Source organism: Streptomyces sp. NPDC051041 (genome assembly GCF_044456065.1).
In the GTDB taxonomy this organism is placed as follows: Bacteria; Actinomycetota; Actinomycetes; order Streptomycetales; family Streptomycetaceae; genus Streptomyces; species Streptomyces glaucus.
In genome coordinates, this window is sequence record NZ_JBITFM010000003.1 from 60,063 (window position 1) to 77,284 (window position 17,222).

Annotated in this window: 18 protein-coding genes; 11 read left to right on the plus strand and 7 right to left on the minus strand. The window is 73.5% G+C overall.

Features of this window, described 5'->3' with window-relative positions; all coding sequences use genetic code 11:
- Positions 1 to 15 precede the first annotated feature (15 nt).
- The 10 genes from ACIBAI_RS06385 to ACIBAI_RS06430 all read left to right on the plus strand — a co-directional run bounded on the left by ACIBAI_RS06385 (position 16) and on the right by ACIBAI_RS06430 (position 9,771).
- On the plus strand, positions 16 to 1,188 hold the full coding sequence (locus tag ACIBAI_RS06385) for a 3-deoxy-7-phosphoheptulonate synthase (RefSeq protein ID WP_399031477.1): 1,173 nt from the start codon (positions 16 to 18) through the stop codon (positions 1,186 to 1,188).
- Positions 1,189 to 1,284: 96 nt separating this feature from the next.
- Positions 1,285 to 1,908: an isochorismatase family protein gene (locus ACIBAI_RS06390; RefSeq protein WP_399031479.1), complete on the plus strand. Its 624-nt coding sequence runs from the start codon at positions 1,285 to 1,287 to the stop codon at positions 1,906 to 1,908.
- Positions 1,905 to 3,902, plus strand: a complete 1,998-nt coding sequence (locus tag ACIBAI_RS06395) for an anthranilate synthase family protein (RefSeq protein ID WP_399031481.1) — start codon at positions 1,905 to 1,907, stop codon at positions 3,900 to 3,902. The genes ACIBAI_RS06390 and ACIBAI_RS06395 overlap by 4 nt, the downstream gene beginning before the upstream one ends.
- Positions 3,899 to 4,234 (plus strand): hypothetical protein, encoded by a 336-nt coding sequence (locus tag ACIBAI_RS06400; RefSeq protein WP_399031483.1) that lies wholly within the window; start codon positions 3,899 to 3,901, stop codon positions 4,232 to 4,234. The genes ACIBAI_RS06395 and ACIBAI_RS06400 overlap by 4 nt, the downstream gene beginning before the upstream one ends.
- A 33-nt stretch (positions 4,235 to 4,267) precedes the next feature.
- On the plus strand, positions 4,268 to 5,101 hold the full coding sequence (locus ACIBAI_RS06405) for a PhzF family phenazine biosynthesis protein (protein ID WP_399031485.1): 834 nt from the start codon (positions 4,268 to 4,270) through the stop codon (positions 5,099 to 5,101).
- A gap of 45 nt (positions 5,102 to 5,146) precedes the next feature.
- Positions 5,147 to 5,797 carry a phenazine biosynthesis FMN-dependent oxidase PhzG gene (gene phzG, locus ACIBAI_RS06410; protein ID WP_399031487.1) on the plus strand — a complete coding sequence of 217 codons (651 nt, stop codon included), beginning with the start codon at positions 5,147 to 5,149 and terminating at the stop codon, positions 5,795 to 5,797.
- Between the two features lie 151 nt (positions 5,798 to 5,948).
- Positions 5,949 to 6,332 (plus strand): VOC family protein, encoded by a 384-nt coding sequence (locus ACIBAI_RS06415; protein WP_399031488.1) that lies wholly within the window; start codon positions 5,949 to 5,951, stop codon positions 6,330 to 6,332.
- 25 nt (positions 6,333 to 6,357) lie between these two features.
- The gene (locus tag ACIBAI_RS06420; RefSeq protein WP_399031490.1) at positions 6,358 to 7,467 is read left to right on the plus strand and encodes a phenazine antibiotic biosynthesis protein; all 1,110 of its coding nucleotides are present in this window, start codon (positions 6,358 to 6,360) and stop codon (positions 7,465 to 7,467) included.
- Positions 7,467 to 8,879 (plus strand): aldehyde dehydrogenase family protein, encoded by a 1,413-nt coding sequence (locus ACIBAI_RS06425; protein WP_399031492.1) that lies wholly within the window; start codon positions 7,467 to 7,469, stop codon positions 8,877 to 8,879. The genes ACIBAI_RS06420 and ACIBAI_RS06425 overlap by 1 nt, the downstream gene beginning before the upstream one ends.
- A gap of 67 nt (positions 8,880 to 8,946) precedes the next feature.
- A complete protein-coding gene (locus tag ACIBAI_RS06430) occupies positions 8,947 to 9,771 on the plus strand; it encodes a class I SAM-dependent methyltransferase (RefSeq protein WP_399031494.1) in 825 nt (274 codons plus the stop codon).
- Between the two features lie 70 nt (positions 9,772 to 9,841).
- Here ACIBAI_RS06430 and ACIBAI_RS06435 read toward each other — a convergent pair whose 3' ends face one another.
- From ACIBAI_RS06435 to ACIBAI_RS06445, 3 genes are all read right to left on the minus strand, one after another.
- Positions 9,842 to 10,468 carry a pyridoxamine 5'-phosphate oxidase family protein gene (locus tag ACIBAI_RS06435; protein ID WP_399031496.1) on the minus strand — a complete coding sequence of 209 codons (627 nt, stop codon included), beginning with the start codon at positions 10,466 to 10,468 and terminating at the stop codon, positions 9,842 to 9,844.
- A gap of 236 nt (positions 10,469 to 10,704) precedes the next feature.
- Positions 10,705 to 10,917, minus strand: a complete 213-nt coding sequence (locus ACIBAI_RS06440; protein ID WP_399031498.1) for a hypothetical protein — start codon at positions 10,915 to 10,917, stop codon at positions 10,705 to 10,707.
- 38 nt (positions 10,918 to 10,955) lie between these two features.
- Entirely contained in the window at positions 10,956 to 11,213 is a 258-nt protein-coding gene (locus tag ACIBAI_RS06445) for a transposase (RefSeq protein WP_399031500.1), read from the minus strand.
- A gap of 855 nt (positions 11,214 to 12,068) precedes the next feature.
- Here ACIBAI_RS06445 and ACIBAI_RS06450 point away from each other — a divergent pair.
- On the plus strand, positions 12,069 to 12,830 hold the full coding sequence (locus tag ACIBAI_RS06450) for a GntR family transcriptional regulator (RefSeq protein WP_399031502.1): 762 nt from the start codon (positions 12,069 to 12,071) through the stop codon (positions 12,828 to 12,830).
- A 33-nt stretch (positions 12,831 to 12,863) separates the two neighbouring features.
- On the opposite strand, the gene ACIBAI_RS06455 is transcribed toward ACIBAI_RS06450, so the two are convergent.
- The 4 genes from ACIBAI_RS06455 to ACIBAI_RS06470 form a co-directional block, all read right to left on the minus strand.
- The gene (locus tag ACIBAI_RS06455; protein ID WP_399031504.1) at positions 12,864 to 14,033 is read right to left on the minus strand and encodes an ROK family protein; all 1,170 of its coding nucleotides are present in this window, start codon (positions 14,031 to 14,033) and stop codon (positions 12,864 to 12,866) included.
- A gap of 265 nt (positions 14,034 to 14,298) precedes the next feature.
- Positions 14,299 to 14,853: a G/U mismatch-specific DNA glycosylase gene (mug, locus tag ACIBAI_RS06460; RefSeq protein WP_399031506.1), complete on the minus strand. Its 555-nt coding sequence runs from the start codon at positions 14,851 to 14,853 to the stop codon at positions 14,299 to 14,301.
- A gap of 13 nt (positions 14,854 to 14,866) precedes the next feature.
- Positions 14,867 to 16,309, minus strand: a complete 1,443-nt coding sequence (gene purB, locus ACIBAI_RS06465; RefSeq protein WP_399031508.1) for an adenylosuccinate lyase — start codon at positions 16,307 to 16,309, stop codon at positions 14,867 to 14,869.
- 59 nt (positions 16,310 to 16,368) lie between these two features.
- Positions 16,369 to 17,205 carry an SGNH/GDSL hydrolase family protein gene (locus ACIBAI_RS06470; RefSeq protein WP_399031510.1) on the minus strand — a complete coding sequence of 279 codons (837 nt, stop codon included), beginning with the start codon at positions 17,203 to 17,205 and terminating at the stop codon, positions 16,369 to 16,371.
- Positions 17,206 to 17,222 lie beyond the last annotated feature (17 nt).

The window sequence follows — 17,222 nt, forward strand, 5'->3', positions numbered from 1 at the left end:
CCTGCAGGGAAGACCGTGCGCACCACAGTCCAGGACATCCACGCGTCACCAGCCCTTCAACAGCCCCGATGGGAGGACGCCGGCGCGGTACGGCGGGTGCGGGAAGCTCTCGGCGCCCGTCCGCCGCTCGTCACCGTCGAGGGCACGGCCCGGCTGCGGCACCTGCTCGCCGACGTGGCCGCGGGCCGGGCGCACCTCCTCCAGGCCGGCGACTGCGCCGAGGACCCCGCGGAGTCGACGTCCTACCACGTCCGGCGCAAGGCCGCGTTGCTGGACGGGCTCGCCGACACCGTGGCCGCGGTCACCGGGAAACCGGTCGTGCGGGTCGGGCGGATTGCCGGGCAGTTCGCCAAGCCCCGCTCCAAGCCGGTGGAGCAGGTCGGAGACCTCACCCTGCCCGTCTTCCGCGGGCACATGGTCAACGGGCCGGAACCCGACCCCGACCGCCGGCGCCCGGATCCCGAGCGCATCCTCACCTGTTACCGGGCCGCACAGGACGTCGTACGGGAGCTCGAGGTGGTCAACTCCGGCCGCCGGGACGCCGAACGGGTGTGGACCAGTCACGAGGCGCTGCTCCTCGACTTCGAGGTGCCGATGCTCAGGCCGGCGGGAGCAGGCCGGACGTTCCTCGGCTCCGCGCACCTGCCGTGGGTCGGCGAGCGGACGCGCCAGCCGGACGGCGCCCACGTCCGCATGCTCGCCGGTGTCGTCAACCCCGTCGCCTGCAAGATCGGTTCGGGTACGACGGCCGAAGACGTTACCGCCCTGGCCGCCCGGCTCGATCCGGCACGGCAGCCCGGCCGGCTCGTCCTCATCGCGCGGATGGGCACCGGATTCGTCTCAAGCCGGCTGCCCGCGCTGGTGGAGGCCGTACGGGCGGCCGGGCACCCGGCGATCTGGCTCTGCGACCCCATGCACGGCAACACCATCACCAGTCCCGACGGCCACAAGACCCGTCTGCTGGACGCGATGCTCGCCGAGGTCCACGGCTTCGGCGAGGTCATGACCCAAGTCGGCGGTCTCAACGGTGGGCTGCACCTGGAGACGACCCCCGACGACGTCACCGAGTGCGCCGCCGACGTCTCCGAGCTCGGCTCGGTGGGCGATCGGCACACCACCTTCTGCGATCCCCGGCTCAACCCCGGGCAGGCCCTGCGCCTCGTATCGGCCTGGGCCGAGGCGCTCTGAGAGCCGCCGTCCGGGCGCCGTCGCCGCGCCCGGACGGCCGCGCGGCCCGGCCCCTCCCGGTCCTCGTCCCTCACGGTCCCTGAAAGGAGCCGACCGGTGGTTGGCATACCCGTCATCGCCCCGTACGCCCTGCCGGCGCCGGACAGCCTGCCGGCCAATGTGGCCGACTGGACGCCGGATCCCCGGCGCGCGGTTCTGGTCGTCCACGACATGCAGCGCTTCTTCCTCCGCTCGCTGCCCGACCCGCTGCGCTCCCAGCTCGTCCACAACGCCGCGCTGCTGCGCAAGCGGGCCGCGAGCCTCGGAGTACCGGTCGCCTACTCGGCACAACCCGGTGGGATGACCCAGCAGGAGCGCGGGCTGCTGAGAGACTTCTGGGGCCCGGGCATGCGCACGGCGCCCGAGGACCGGGAAGTCGTGCCGGAGCTGGCCCCGGCAGAGGGCGACTGGTTGCTGACCAAGCGGCGCTACAGCGCCTTCTTCCGCTCCGGACTGCTGGAGAGGATGCGGTCGCAGGGCCGTGACCAGCTCGTGCTGTGCGGGGTCTACGCCCACATCGGTGTGCTGGCCACGGCGATCGACGCGTTCAGCCACGACATCCAGGTGTTTCTGGCCGCGGACGCCGTCGCCGACTTCTCGGCCGAGTACCACCGCCTCGCGCTGGAGTACGTGGCCCAGCGCTGCGGGGTCGTCACCGTCGGGGCGGAGGTCTTCGGATGAGCGCCCCGCACACCGGGCGGCACCTTCCCGGGCAGGGCGTCGGCGACGCGAGCGCGCCGGGCCGGCGGACCGGGCCCGAGCTGCTCGACCGGGTGCTGGACGGGCCCACGCCGCCCGGCTTCGCGCTGCTGCACCGCCCGGCGAGCGGTACCCCGGGCACGGTCGACATCCTGGTGGGTGAGGTCTCGTACCCCGAATCGCTGACCCGGCTGCCGCTGCCCGACCCGGCCGGCCGGCCTCCCGCCACGCCCCGTCACGAGGTACTGGTCGTGGTGCCCTACCGGCAACTCGCCGAACGGGGCTTCGCGGCTCCGGACGACGGAACACCCCTGGTCGCCCTGACCGTCACGGAGCAGGCCGCGCTGCCCCGCGCGGACGTCGTCTCCCGGCTGCCCGACGGCCCGGTCGCCGTGTCCGGGCAGCGCTTCGACCTGTCCGACGAGGAGTACGCCGAGGTGGTGCGGCGCGTCGTGGCCGAGGAGATCGGCACCGGCGAGGGCGCCAACTTCGTCGTCAAGCGCACGCTCCTGGCCGACCTCGGCGGCGCCTCGGCGCACACCGCGCTGGCCGTCTTCCGGCGGCTGATCGCGCTGGAGCCGAGCGCCTACTGGACGTTCGCCATCCACGTGAACGGCCGGACCCTGGTCGGCGCCACCCCCGAGCGCCACATCTCGCTGCGGGAGACCCACGCCGTGATGAACCCCATCAGCGGCACCTACCGCTACCCGCCCGGCGGCCCGACCCTGGAGGGCCTCACCGCGTTCCTGAGGGACCGCAAGGAGACCGACGAGCTGTACATGGTCCTCGACGAGGAACTGAAGACGATGTCCCGGATCTGCGACAACGGCGTCCGGGTCACCGGCCCCGGCCTCAGGGAGATGGCGCGGCTCGCCCACACCGAGTACTTCATCGAGGGCCGCACCGGCCGGGACGTACGGGAGGTCCTGCGCGAGACGCTGTTCGCGCCGACCGTCACGGGCAGCCCGGTGGAGAGCGCGGCCAGGGTCATCGCACGTCACGAGCCGCAGGGCCGCGGCTACTACAGCGGAGTCGCCGCGCTGATCAGCCATGAGCCGTCGGGCAGCCGGTCGATGGACTCGGCCATCCTGATCCGCACCGCCGACATCGCGCCCGACGGCCGCCTGGCGCTCGCCGTCGGGGCGACCCTGGTGCGCCATTCGTCCCCGGAGGCCGAAGCGGCCGAGACCCGGGCGAAGGCAGCCGGGCTGCTCGACGCCCTGGGCGCCGGTCCGGGCTCGGGTCCGGCACCGGGGCCCGGCGGCAGCCCGGCACCGGCCGCCCCCCGCTTCGCCGACCATCCCGCGGTACGGGACGCCCTGCGCGCCCGCAACACCGGCATCGCCGACTACTGGCTGGCGCCCACGGCCACCCGCCCCGTGACCGTGCCCGAGCTGGAAGGGCTGAAGGCCCTGGTGGTCGATGCCGAGGACGCCTTCACCGCGATGATCGTGCAACAGCTCGAGGCGCTGGGCGCCACGGCGGAGGCCCTGCGCTACGACCAGCCGTACGCCCTCGACGGGTACGACACCGTCGTCATGGGCCCCGGACCCGGCGACCCCCGCGACACCGCCGACCCCAGGATCGCGGCGCTCGACGCCGCCGTGGCGAGGCTCCTGGACGGCCGCCTCCCCTTCCTGGCCGTCTGCCTGAGCCACCAGGTGCTCAGCCTCCGGCTCGGCTTCGCTCTGGTGCGGCGGGCCGAACCCAACCAGGGCGTCCAGCGGACCATCGACCTCTTCGGCCGGCGCGAACGCGTCGGGTTCTACAACACCTTCACCGCCGTCAGCCCCGCCGATCACCGCGACGTGCCCGGGGTGGGGCGGGTCGCGGTCAGCCGGGACCCGGCCACCGGGGAGGTGGACGCGTTGCGCGGCCCGCGCTTCGCCTCCTTCCAGTTCCACGCCGAATCGGTGCTCACCGTCGACGGCCCCCGCTTGTTCGCCGATGCCCTGCGGTGGGTGATCGACCGGTGAGGCTTGAGATCGCCTGGTGGAACCTGGACGGCTCGCCGCAGACCGTCGAGTCGCTGCGCGAGCATCTGCGGGACGGCGTGACCGACGACTGGGCCGACGTACCCGGGCTGCGCCTGAAGTTCTGGGTGGCCGACCGGGCCCACAACCGCTGGGGCGCCGTCATGGTGTGGGAGACCGACCGGCCCACGGGCCGTCCCCTGCCGCCCAACCGGGCCGCCGAGCTCATCGGCCGGCCCCCCGGCCACCGCCTGCGCTTCGACGTCGAAGCCGTCGCCGAGGGCGTGCACACCCTGCCCGTCCTGCACGGACTCGGCGCCGCGCTGACCGATTGACACCCCTCCCCGCCCCTTTCAGGAGCCTCCCTCATGCACGAGTACGTCCTGGTGGACGCCTTCTCGCGAAGGCCGCTGTACGGCAATCCGGTCGCCGTGTTCCTGGAGGCGTCGGATCTGACGGCCGACCTGATGCAGCGCATCGCGCGGGAGATGAACCTCTCCGAGACCACCTTCGTGCTGCCCGCCACGCAGGGCGGCGACGCGCACATCCGGATCTTCACCCCGGTCAACGAGCTTCCGTTCGCCGGCCACCCGCTGCTCGGCACCGCCGTCGCCCTCGGCGAGACCCTCAAGCGGGACCGGCTCCGGCTGGAGACGGCGATGGGCGTCATCCCTATCGAACTCGGCGACGACGACGGCGCGGTGACGGTTCGTATGCGTCAACCGCACCCGGTCTGGGAGCCGTACGAGCACGCGGAGGAGCTGCTGGCCGCACTGGGCGTGGCCGCGTCCATCGCACCGGTCGAGGTGTACCGCAACGGGCCCCGGCACGTCTTCGTAGGCCTGGAGAGCGTGGCCGCGCTCTCGGCGCTGCGGCCGGACCACCGCGCCCTGTCCCGGTTTCCCGACATGGCGGCCAACTGTTTCGCCGGGGAGGGCCGGCACTGGCGCACCCGGATGTTCTCGCCCGCGTACGGCGTGGTGGAGGACGCCGCGACCGGCTCGGCGGCCGGGCCGCTCGCCATCCACCTCGCCCGGCACGGCCTGGCCGCGTACGGGCAGCGGCTGGAGATCCTCCAAGGGGTCGAGATGGGCCGCTCCTCGCTGATGCTGGCCACCGCGGAGGGCGACGGGGAACAGGTCCGATCCGTCCATGTCGGCGGCCACGGGGTTCTGGTGGGCCGCGGCGTCCTGCACCTCTAGGGCTGCCCTGAGGCCCCCGGACACCCGCCGCGAGGAAGGCACGGCATGCACGCAAGCAGGAACGCAAGTACGTACGAGAGCCTCACCGGGAAGACCGACCTCGGCTTCCCGGAATACGAGGACCCCCCGTCCGAACCGATGGGCCTGGTCCAGCGGTGGCTGGCCCGCGCCGTCGAGCTGGGCGTGCGCGAACCACGGGCGCTCGCGCTGGCCACCGCGGACAGGAAGGGCCGGCCGTCCACCCGCGTCGTGGCGTTCACCGCGGTCGACGACCAGGGGGTGCTGTTCACCACCCACGTCACCAGCCGCAAGAGCCGGGAGATCGGCGAGACCGGCTGGGCGTCCGGATTGCTGTACTGGCGGGAGACGGGCCAGCAGATCAGCCTGAACGGGCCGGCGGTGCCGGTCGGCGAGGCCGAGGCGGACGCCCTGTGGTACGCCCGGCCCGTCCCGCTGCACGCCATGTCGGCGGCGTCCCGGCAGAGCGAGCCGCTCACAAACCCGGCGGCCCTGCGTGAGGAGGCCGAACGCCTGGCCTCGACCGGCACGGCCCTCGCCCGCCCGGACCGCTTCGTCGGTTACCGGCTGCGGCCCCACGAGGTGGAGTTCTGGTGCGCTCGGCCGGACCGGCTCCACCACCGCCTCAAATACGAGCGGCACCGGGACGGCTGGCACGTCACCAGGCTCCAGCCCTAGCCCCGGCAGGCGACGTTCGCCCCGTCGCGACGCCCGGCACGCTCCCCCACCGCCCTCAAGGGCTGGAAGGTGCCCCCAGCCGCACCGGCCGAAAGCCCGACGGGCGGCCGAGCAGACCACGACAGCCATCGACCCCAGGAGCCACCCGCCCATGCAGGAGCGCGCGTTTCCCCTGATCTTCGCCGACCGTGTGACCGCGACCGCCGAGTTCTACGAGCGGCTCGGCTTCACCCGGCAGCGCCAGAACCCGCCCGAGGGCGAACCCACCTACATCGCACTGCGGCGGGGCCAGGCGGAGCTGGCCGTGGTGGCGTCGGCCTGGCCCGAGACCCAGTACGGCGCCCCGGCCGGTACTGGGCCGCGGTTCGAGATGTTCGTCCTCGTCGACGACCTGGACACCACGCTGAGGCGACTCGCCGAGGACTCGGTGCCGCTGCTGCGCGCCCCCGTCGACATGCCGTGGGGCGAGCGGATCGCCTATGTCACCGACCCGGACGGCAACCCTGTCGCCGTCGCCTCCGCCACCCACTCCTGACCACGGACTCCTTCTGGGGCGCACCATGACACTGGACATCGCCGAGATCACCGACATCCTCGAACCGCCGCTGGACTCCCGGCCCGACCCGGACGCCTTCGTGCAGGCCGCCATGGCCTGGCACTTCGATCCGGCCACCGGCTCCCCGTTCTGGCTCAGAAAGGCCGAGACCCTCGACTTCGACCCGCGCCGCGACGTCCGCACCCTGGAGGACCTCACCCTCTTCCCGAACGTGGCCGGTGAACTGCGGCACGTCCCGGCCAGGGATCTGATCCCGCGCGGTTACGGCGAACACCCCGACGTGGTGGGCGTCTTCGAGAGCGGGGGCACCACCGGCACCCCGAAACGGGTGGTCCTGCTGCGGGACTGGCTCGAGCGGATGCTGGCCTGGAGCAACACGGCTCTGGACGCACACGGCTTCCCGCGCGGTGTCGACTGGCTGGGCCTCGTGCCGAGCGGGCCGCACATCGTCGGCGAGTTCTTCCGGCGCTCGGCCGCCACCCACGGGCGGTACGGCTTCTCGATCGACCTCGACCCGCGCTGGGTGAAACGCGCCATCGCCGAGGGGCGGGGCGCGGAGGCGTCCGCCTATGCCGAACACGTCATCGACCAGGCCGCGGACCTGCTGCGCACCCAGGACATCGGCGTCATGACCGTCACACCGCCGCTGCTGGAGCGGCTGGCCCGCCGCGACGACCTGGTCGACCTGGTCAACGAGAAGGTGCGCGCCATCCGTTGGGGCGGGACACAGCTCGACCCCGATTCCCGTCATCTGTACCGCACGGAGGTGTTCCCCGGAACGGTGTTCAGCGGCAACTACGGCAGCACGATGATCCTCGGTTTCGCCGGCGAGCGCCCGGGGCTGCCCGGCGACGGCCCCTGCGTCTTCGACCCCCTCAGCCCGTACGTCACCTTCGGCGTCGTCGATCCCGATACCCGCAAGCCCGTCGCCGTGGGGGAGCGTGGGCGGGTGGTGGCCCACCACGTCAGCAAGTCGTTCCTGCTGCCCAACAACCTGGAGCGGGACGTGGCCACTCGTGTCGCACCGCCCGAGGGCGGACTCGGTGACTCCGTGGCCGACATCGCGCCCGTGGACACCTTCGAGGACGAGACGGTCATCGAGGGGGTCTACTGATGTCCGATTCCGCGCCCGGCATCCGGGCGGCAGGCGGCGACGCGGACCTGCTCCAGCTGGACGCTCTCGGCGCCGGGGCTCCCTACCGTGCCCGCAACCGGCTCGCGGTCACCGACGTCAGCGGCGCCGTCACCGCCGAACTCAGCCTGGTGCCCGGCCTGTTCGTGCACCGCACGCTGACCGCGCTGCGCCGTGCCGCCCCGCTCGCCCCGGACGACCGGGCCGCCGCGCTGCGCCGCGCCGCCGACCTGTTCGCCGGTGGCACGGTGGCCGGTCAGTCCGTCGCCGCGTACGAGCACCACGTCAGCAGGGTCGGTGGCGTGCCCATCACCGTCGTACGGGCGGCGACCCGCGCGATCGCCACCCGCCTGGCGGCTGCGTACGACAGTTCCCGACGGGCCCGGCCGCAGGGCGCGGCCGACGACTGGCGCGACCCGCTCACCCGCGCCGGCCGTGCGGTGTGGACCCGGCGCGGCGACGTCTTCGCTGTGAACGCCGCAGGAAACCACCCCGGCACCCACAGCCTGTGGCCCGAGGCGCTGGCGCTCGGCTACCGCGTCGCGGTGCGCCCCTCGCGCCGTGAACCCTTCACCCCGTATCGGCTGATCACCGCCCTGCGCAGCGCCGGCTTCGGCCCCGACCGGGTGGCGCTGCTGCCCACCGGCCACGAGCATGCCGACGACCTGCTGCACGGCGCCGACCTCGGCATGGTCTACGGCGGCGAAGAGGTGGTCCGCCGGTACGCCGGCGATTCCACGGTGCTGACGCAGGGACCGGGCCGCTCCAAGATCCTGCTGACCGCGGATGTCGACTGGCGCGACCATCTCGACACCATCGTCGACTCGGTGAGCCACCACGGCGGCACCGGATGCGTCAACGCCACCGCGGTCTACGTCGAGGGCGATCCGGCGCCGCTGTGCGAGGCGCTCGCCGAGCGCCTCGCCGTGCTGCCGGCCCTCCCGCCGGAGGACGACAAGGCGGTTCTGCCGGTCCAGCCCCTGGCCACCGCCCGGGCGTTCGCGGCCCATCTGGCACAGCGGTCCGTCGGCACCCGGCCATGGCTGGGAGCCGACGGCGTGGTGGCCGAACTCGGCGACGGCAGCGCCGCACTGCGTCCGGCCGTGCACCAGACGGACAGCCCCGACGCGCCCCAACTAGGCGTGGAACTGCCCTTCCCCTGCGTGTGGGTCGCGCCCTGGACCCCCGAGGCCGGGGTGGCCGCCGTGCGGCACAGCCTCGTCGTCACCGTCATCACCCGCCAGGAGGAGCTGATCGACCGGCTGCTGGACGAACCGACCATCAGCAACGTGTACGTCGGTGACGAACCGACGTACCGGATCGAGCCGGGACTGCCGCACGACGGTTTCCTCGGCGAGTTCCTGATGCGCAGCAAGGCGGTCATCCGGAGCTGACCCGCCCGACGCACCAGATCACCGAAGTCCGAGATCCGAGTCTCCCGAGAAAGGGATCACCGCACCCATGCACGCCGTTTCCTACACCGCCCAGTGGATGGCCGCTGCCCGGGCTCTGGAGTCCGAGCGTGAGGACGCCCTGTTCGTCGATCCGCTGGCGCGCGATCTCGCCGAGCCGAAGGGCTTCGAGATGATCGACCGCTACGTGGGCGGCGGACTGCTGCCGTTCATCTCCATCCGCACCCGCTTCCTCGACGACGCGATCCGCGACCTGCTGGCCGACGGCACCCTTCGCCAGGTCGTGCTGATCGCCGCCGGCATGGACACGCGGGCGTTCCGACTGGACTGGCCGGACGGCATCGACCTGTACGAGGTCGATCACGGCCCGCTCATCGAGGAGAAGCGGCGCCGCCTGGACGCGCTCGGCGCGAAGCCCGCCGTGCGCCGCCACGAGGTGTCCGCCGACCTCACCCAGGAGTGGCTGCCCGACCTGGAGAAGGCCGGCTTCGACCGCTCACGGCCCACCCTGTGGATCGCCGAGGCCCTGACCTTCTTCCTCACCGAGGAGCAGGCGGCCGGGCTGCTGCGGCTGCTGGCCTCGGTGTCCGCCCCCGGCAGCCACCTCGCGTTCGACATCCTCGGCAGGACGCTGCTGCGCAGCCCCTTCTCCAAGCCCTTCCTCGACCGCCTCGCCGCCGACGGGACCCCCTGGATCTTCGGCACGGACGAGCCGGAGGAGTTCCTGGTCGCCAACGGCTGGGAGACCGTCCTCCTCAAGGAGCCGGGCCAGCCCGGTGCCGGGGAGGGCCGGTGGCCCTACGAGGTACAGCCGCGCGGCCGCCGCCACGCCAACCGGCTCTGGCTGATCCGCGCCCGCGTGGCCGGGAGGTGACCGCTCCCGGACGCCCGGGGCGGCCTGTGCGGCTGCTCCGGGCGTCCGTGCTGCCCCTGTGCGGTGCGGATCACTCCCGCTGCTCCAGTTGGGCCCGCAGCGCGCGGTTCTCCTCCTCCAGCCGCTCGATCCGCTCGCGCACCGGCCGGAGCGCCCCGGCGAGTTCGGCCTCCGAATAACGGGGCGTGATGTGTTTGTGGCAGTTCCACGATATTCCCTCGACGCGGATCACCGTCAGCTGTTCCAGCTGCCCCGGGGTGCGAATATCGGCCAGCCGGTCGTGCAGTTCCGGGTGATCCCCGGGCGAGTGGAGCTCGGCGCGCCCGAAAATCTTCAGCCGGAGCCGGTGCGGATAATCCATGAAGAAGAGAGATACCCGGTCATCGGACCGGATGTTTCCCGTCGTGATGTACTGGCGGTTTCCCCGCACCTCGAGATAGGCGAGCGTCCCGCTGTCCAGCACGTGCACGAAGCCGGGTGGTCCGCCCCGGAACTGCACGTAGGGCCAGCCGTCCGCGGAGACGCTGGCCAGATAGAAGCCGTCGCGTGCCGCGATGAACGCCGCCTCGTCGGCGCCCAGTCGATCGGACTCCCCGGTGTCTCCGCCGAGCATCCGCTCCATCGCCTCCGCGCTGCCCCGTTCCTGCTGGACGCGCCGGACGCTTTCGGTGAACGCCAGATGGAAGTATCGGCTCATCGATTCCCCTCCCGGCTGGGGCCGGGCGGCCGCCAGCGCCGCAGATTTTACTGACGTGTCCGCAGGGGCAAAAGAAAACAAGTGCCGGGCGGGGCCATTCCCGGTGTTGAGTCTGTGACGATCACTCCTCTAACCTCGGTCTTGCATAAGGGGCCGCCGACGGAGTCGGTGGGTCCGTTCGCTTTCTGGAGCCGATTGAGCGGGTCGCTCGGGGGCCGAGCCGGCGGCGACGGCGGTCAGGAAGGCCAGGGCGAGCCGGCGAGGGTGATGTGCCGGTGCCAGGTGGTGGCGGGCAGGCGTCCGGCGACGGTATCCGCGCGGACGGGGGTGCGGCCGTGGTTGAGCCGCACCCGCGTCGAGCGCGCAGCAGCCATCACATAGCCGGTGCCACGGGCTTTCAGGGCGGCGCGAAGCCGAGGGGCCTGCCCGTGGGCTTCGTCGCCGGTCACCCACCGTGCCTTCACCCCGGCACCCGGCGCGGCGGCGATCACTCCCAGGCCAGGCGGGGCTTGGTCGCGAACGGGAGCCCCTCGGGTATCCCGGCCGCCCGGCGGCGCTCGGCGTCAGCGCACCAGGAGTGCTCGGGCAGATGGAACCTGCGGTCGATCATCGTCCGCCCCCGGCTGGTGGCGTAGGCGAGGAAGACCCCGACCCGGGAGTTCTTGACGCGCCCGGCGGTGCCGGTGTACTGGCGTTGCACTCCCGCCGAGGCGTGGCCCTTCTCCAGGAAGCCGGTCCCGTCCACGATCAGCACCGCCGTCGGTGCCGAGGCGTTCGACGGGCGTAGGCGCGCACGTCGTCACGGACGGCATCGGCGTCCCAACGGGCATGACGCAGCAGCCGCTGCATCGGCCCCGGCCGGGCCGGGGCCGGCTTGTTCGGCCGGCTGCCGGCAGTTCTTCCGCTCCGCCTTCGGCAGCAGCCCGAGCGGACGGGCACGGGCACCCGCCCGGGACTCGAATCGGCCGAAACGGCCCGCGAGCCGGGCCACGGCCTGGTCGGACATCTCCCGCCGGTGGCAGGGTCCACGCCATGGCCCGCGGCCACCGCACGATCTTCGTTCGTCCACACACCAACCGATGACCACGCGGCGGCCGTACCCGTTCCCGACCGGGTACGGCCGCAAGACCGCGAAACCGGACCGGAACACCAGGCCCCCGGCGGGCGGCGCCCGCCCCGTCGCGGCGCCCGGCGGGTTCCGCCGCCGCCTCACGGGCGCGGGGCAGGCGCACCCGTCCGCCGCACCGGCCGGAGAGCTCGGACGCCCCCGGTACGAGGGCTTCCGGGCCCGCCGAGCGGCATGCGCCGGACGCCGCTCCCCCCGCCACGCGGACCCGGCGCGGGAGCCCGGGACCGCCGGGCCGGCCGTCCCGGCCAAGTCCCCGCCCGCGCCGGGGGCTTCGCCGTGGTGCCACGCGGACGACCCGGGGCGAACGCCCCGTGAACCCTTCATGGCGGCGCGCCCGCGCGGCGCGCGGGGCCGAGGATTGGTCTTGACCAAGGGGGAGGGGCGTCCTATGGTCGCAGACAAGTGCAACAACCTTTAATAAACAAGGGCGCCGAAACGCCGCCGGGCCACAGCGAACACGCGGAGGACAGGGTGGGGACCACGCAGCTGGAAACGGTGCCGGAACCGAAGTACTGGCACCTCAAGACCGTGCTCAGCGAAGCGCTGGACTCGGAGTTCTCCGTGGGCGAGATCCTGCCCAACGAACGCGACCTCGCCGCCCGTTTCGGTGTCGCCCGCGCCACGCTCCGCCAGGCCCTGGAACAGCTCGAACTGGAAGGCCGGCTGCAGCGCCGCCGCGGCGTCGGCACGACGGTCGCGCCGCCGCGCGTGGGGGTGGCCGTCGGCACCGAGCAGCACGTCTGGCCGGGAGCGCCCGGCGACGCCTGGCAGCCCGTCGACTGCGCGCGGGCGGCTCCGCCGGCCGCCGTCGCCGACGCCCTGGGGACCGGCCGCGACGAGCCCGTGCACACCGTGCGCCGCTCCCGGACGACACACGGCCGGCCGGTGGCGGCGGAGCTGCTGTACGTCCCCTCCGCGTCGGTGCCCGACCTCTCCGCCATCGACACGCCGTCCGGGCCGGCGCGCGCACGTGCCGTCCTGCGCGAACTGCAGCGCCTGGAGCTGGACGGACGGGAGAGCGCCGTGGAACTGGGCTCGGCGCGCGCCGACGACGCCAGGGAACTGGACCGGCTCCCCGGCGCGCCCGTCCTCGTCGTCACCACCCGGTACATCGCGGACGGCCGCGTCGCGGCACTCTCCGTCGCCACGTACCGCGCGGACACCTGCCGGCTGACCTTCGGCGACTCGGGCGGCGTGGAGATCCACCACGGGCCGCACAGCCGGGCCTCCTGACCGGTCGCGGGGACGGGCGGCGCGCACCGGGTCTCACCGGGGCGTGCGGTGCCGTGCCGTCACCGTGCCCTCCACCGCGAAGAGCTGTTCCTCCACATGGTCGAGGGCGAGCCGCAGGGCGCCCGTCGCGACGGCGGCCTCGCCCAGCCGGGACAGCGCCACCCTCGGCGGGCGCAGACAGTAGCGGGCCAGCTCGCGCCGCAACGGCTCCAGCACGCCGTCCAGCCCGGCCGCCCAGCCGCCGATCACGACCAGCTCCGGGTCGAGGGCGAGGACCAGCGCCGCCACGTCGTGGACCAGCCGCCGGATGAAGCGGTCGACGGCCGCGAGCGCCCGCCGGTCGCCCTCCCGGGCCTGCGCGAAGACCTGGGCGACGGCCTGCTCGTCGAGCGGGTGCAGCGGCTCGTCCGTGGTGGACAGCAGGGTCTCCGGGGGGGCCTCCCGGCCCAGCAGGTGCAGCGCCCCGATCTCCCCGGCGGCCCCGCCGAACCCCCGGTGCAGCCGCCCGCCGATCAGCGAACCGGCGCCGGGGCTCAGCCCGGCCAGGACGAACACCACGTCGTCGGACTCGGCGGCGGCCCCCTTCCAGTGCTCGGCGACCGCCGCCGCGTTGGCGTCGTTCTCGACCAGCACCGGGCACTTGAAGGACCGGTTCAGCCGCTCGCCCAGCCGCAGCCCCGTCCACCCGGGCAGCGCGGTGCTCAGCCGGACCGTGCCGTCCGCCTCGACGATCCCCGGCGTGGCGACCCCCACGGCCCGCAGGGACCCGCGCGCGACCCCGGCCCGGCGCAGCAACTCGGCGACCGCGCCGCGCGACCGTTCCAGGCGCTCCTCGGCGCAGGCCGTCTCGTCGACGTCCTTGGTCTGGGCGCCGATCACCCGGCCGTCCAGGTCGGCGAGGAGCACGGCGATCCGGCGCGCGCCGATCTCCAGGCCCAGCAGGTGCCCCGCCTCGGCCCGGAACCGGAACCGCCGCGCCGGCCGCCCCTGACGCCGCGCCGCGCCCTCCTCGGCCGCCTTCTCGGCGACGAGTCCGGCTTCCATGAGCCCCTCGACGACGCCCTCGACGGTCGGCCGGGACAGCCCCGTCACCCGGGTGATCTCCGTCAGCGTCCCGCAGCCGGCGGCGCGCAGCGCGTGCAGCACCACCGCGGAGTTGATCCTCCGCAGCAGCGAGGGATCCCCGCCGGTCAGCCGTGCCACCGTCCGCCCTCCCCGCTCGTGCGCGTGTTGGCCGGATCGTACTCGGCGCACCGGTCCCCGGCGAGTGCCGGTCCGCCACGAGGCCGCCGGGCGGTCCGGACAGTCCGGACGGTCCGGACGAACCGCCTGATGCTCCGTCAGTCTCCGGAAGGACCGGGCGGGTTCCCGCGGACGTCCCGGACCCCTGCGGCCGTCGTCGGCCGGGAGGAGACGGGCGAGGCCCGGCTCCGGGCCACCGGCACGCGGACGGACCCGCCGTGAACCCTCAGTCCCGCACGGCCTCCGCGGCGGCCCGCAGCCGCGCGAACTCCTGCGCCATCGTCTCCGTGGTCCAGTGCGCGTTCAGCCCGCTCGGATTGGGCAGCACCCACACGCGCGTGTCCCCGATCGTCCGCTGCTGCGGACCCACCCGGGCCTTGCGGTCGTCGAACGCCGCCCGGTACGCCGTGACCCCCACCACGGCCAGCCAGCACGGCCGCAGCCGCGCCACCTTCAGCGCCAGCAGGCGGCCGCCCTCCCGGTACTCCTGCGCCGTCAGCTCGTCCGCCCGCGCGGTGGGCCGCGCGACGACGTTCGTGATGCCCAGCCCGTAGGTCAGCAACTCCTGCTGCTCCGACGGCTTCAGCAGCCTGGGCGTGAACCCGGACCGGTGCAGCACCGGCCAGAAACGGTTGCCGGGACGGGCGAAGTGATGGCCCGTCGCGGCCGTCATCAGACCGGGGTTGATGCCGCAGAACAGCACGCGGAGGCCGTCCGCGACGACGTCCGGCACCAGGCGGTCGCGGGCGGCCTCCAACTCCTCGGCCGTGAAGCGCGGCATGGGGCGCGGCGGGTCAGAGGATCGCCCCGGGCGTGTAGCCCGCGGCTTCCGGATGCTGCTTGACGATCTCCTCGATGCGGCCGACGACGACGCCGACCTGGTCGGCGGCGGCGCCCGTGAAGGACAGCTTGTCGGCCATCAGCGCCTCCAGTCCGGCACGGTCCAGCGGCAGCCGCTCGTCCGCGGCGAGCTTGTCGAGCAGGTCGTTGCGCTCGGCGCCGCGCTCGCGCATCGCGAGCGCGGTGGCGACGGCGTTCTCCTTGATGGCCTCGTGCGCGACCTCCCGGCCGACGCCCGCGCGCACCGCGCCCATCAGCACCTTGGTGGTGGCGAGGAACGGCAGGTAGCGGTCCAGCTCACGAGCCACGACCGCCGGGAACGCGCCGAACTCGTCGAGCACCGTCAGGAACGTCTCCAGCAGGCCGTCCAGCGCGAAGAACGCGTCCGGCAGCGCGACCCGGCGCACCACCGAGCAGGACACGTCGCCCTCGTTCCACTGGTCGCCCGCCAGCTCCCCGGTCATCGAGGCGTAACCGCGCAGGATCACCATCAGGCCGTTGACGCGCTCGCAGGAACGGGTGTTCATCTTGTGCGGCATCGCGGAGGAGCCGACCTGGCCCGGCTTGAAGCCCTCGGTGACCAGCTCGTGCCCGGCCATCAGCCGGATCGTCTTCGCCAGCGACGACGGCGCCGCCGCCAGCTGCACCAGCGCGGTGACGACCTCGTAGTCCAGCGAGCGCGGGTAGACCTGGCCGACCGAGGTGAACGCCTGCGAGAAGCCGAGGTGCGCGGCGATCCGCCGCTCCAGCTCGGCCAGCTTCGCGGCGTCCCCGCCCAGCAGGTCCAGCATGTCCTGCGCGGTGCCGACCGGGCCCTTGATGCCGCGCAGCGGATACCGGGCCAGCAGTTCCTCCAGGCGGCCGTAGGCGACGAGCAGCTCGTCGGCGGCGGTCGCGAACCGCTTGCCGAGGGTGGTGGCCTGCGCGGCCACGTTGTGCGAGCGGCCGGCCATGACCAGCTCGCCGTACTCGCCGGCCAGCCTGCCCAGGCGCGCCAGCACGGCCACCGCGCGGTCGCGCACCAGCTCCAGGGAGAGCCGGATCTGCAGCTGCTCGACGTTCTCCGTCAGGTCGCGGGAGGTCATGCCCTTGTGCACGTGCTCGTGCCCGGCGAGGTCGTTGAACTCCTCGATCCGCGCCTTCACGTCGTGCCGCGTGACCTTCTCGCGCTCGGCGATCGAGGCCAGGTCGACCTGGTCGAGCACCCGCTCGTAGTCGGCGATCGCCGTGTCCGGCACCTCGATGCCCAGGTCCTTCTGGGCCCGCAGCACGGCGAGCCAGAGCTGCCGCTCCAGCCTCACCTTCTGCTCGGGCGACCAGAGCGTGGCGAGTTCGGCGGAGGCGTAGCGTCCGGCGAGGACGTTCGGGATGCGGGGCTTGGCGGGAGCGGAAGTCACGAGTACGGATTCTACTGGCGATTCGTGCAGGCCGGAGCCGTGGGGTGGTTCGTCGGAACCTACGAGAGCGGTGCGGGCGGGCCGGCCGGGGCCGCGGGGGCGACGCGGGCCGGGGTCACGCCGCCGGCCTCGTACGGCAGCAGCTCCGGCCGCTTCGGCGGACGCCCGTCCCCGGACGACCGGCCCGTCAGCCGGCGGCCGATCCACGGCAGCAGGTGGTGCCGGGCGAACCGGACGTCCGCGATTCGCCGCGTGACCCATCCCGGCGGCGCCGAGGCGGGCATCGGCGCGTGCCAGTCGGGGTCCTCGGGCGCGTAGCCCAGTGCCTGCCACACGGCCTCCGCGACCCGGCGGTGCCCCTCGGCGGTCAGGTGCAGCCGGTCCACGTCCCACATCCGCGGGTCGGCCAGCGCGGGCGCCCCGTACAGGTCGACGACCAGGGCGCCGTGCCGTGCGGCGAGGTCGTCGACACAGGCGAACAGCGCCTCCATGCGCGGCCGGAACCGCTCCAGGACCGGGCCCCGGCGGCCGGGGCTGCGCATCAGCACCAGCTGCTTGCAGGAGGGCGCCAGCTTCTCGACGGCCTCCTCCAGCAGACCGCGCACCCGCGCCATGTCGCACTTGGGACGCAGGGTGTCGTTGAGCCCGCCCACCAGCGTGATCACATCGGCCCCCATGGCCGCCGCGGCGTCCACCTGCTCGTCGACGATCTGCCCGATGAGCTTGCCGCGCACCGCGAGGTTGGCGTACCGGAAGCCGGGGGTGCGGGCGGCCATCCGCGCGGCGAGGAGGTCGGCCCAGCCGCGGTAGGTGCCGTCGGGCAGCAGGTCCGACATGCCCTCGGTGAAGGAGTCGCCGACCGCGACCAGGCTGGTGTACGTGGGGTTCGTCTGCATGGCGACGAAGATGGTAT

Coding starts and splice junctions, on each gene's coding strand:
- ACIBAI_RS06395 (WP_399031481.1), top strand. CDS start 1,905: ATGAGCGCCCCGCACACCGGGCGGCACCTTCCCGGGCAGGGCGTCGGC.
- ACIBAI_RS06405 (WP_399031485.1), top strand. CDS start 4,268: ATGCACGAGTACGTCCTGGTGGACGCCTTCTCGCGAAGGCCGCTGTAC.
- phzG (WP_399031487.1), top strand. CDS start 5,147: ATGCACGCAAGCAGGAACGCAAGTACGTACGAGAGCCTCACCGGGAAG.
- ACIBAI_RS06415 (WP_399031488.1), top strand. CDS start 5,949: ATGCAGGAGCGCGCGTTTCCCCTGATCTTCGCCGACCGTGTGACCGCG.
- ACIBAI_RS06420 (WP_399031490.1), top strand. CDS start 6,358: ATGACACTGGACATCGCCGAGATCACCGACATCCTCGAACCGCCGCTG.
- ACIBAI_RS06425 (WP_399031492.1), top strand. CDS start 7,467: ATGTCCGATTCCGCGCCCGGCATCCGGGCGGCAGGCGGCGACGCGGAC.
- ACIBAI_RS06430 (WP_399031494.1), top strand. CDS start 8,947: ATGCACGCCGTTTCCTACACCGCCCAGTGGATGGCCGCTGCCCGGGCT.
- ACIBAI_RS06435 (WP_399031496.1), bottom strand. CDS start 10,468: ATGAGCCGATACTTCCATCTGGCGTTCACCGAAAGCGTCCGGCGCGTC.
- mug (WP_399031506.1), bottom strand. CDS start 14,853: ATGCCGCGCTTCACGGCCGAGGAGTTGGAGGCCGCCCGCGACCGCCTG.
- ACIBAI_RS06470 (WP_399031510.1), bottom strand. CDS start 17,205: ATGCAGACGAACCCCACGTACACCAGCCTGGTCGCGGTCGGCGACTCC.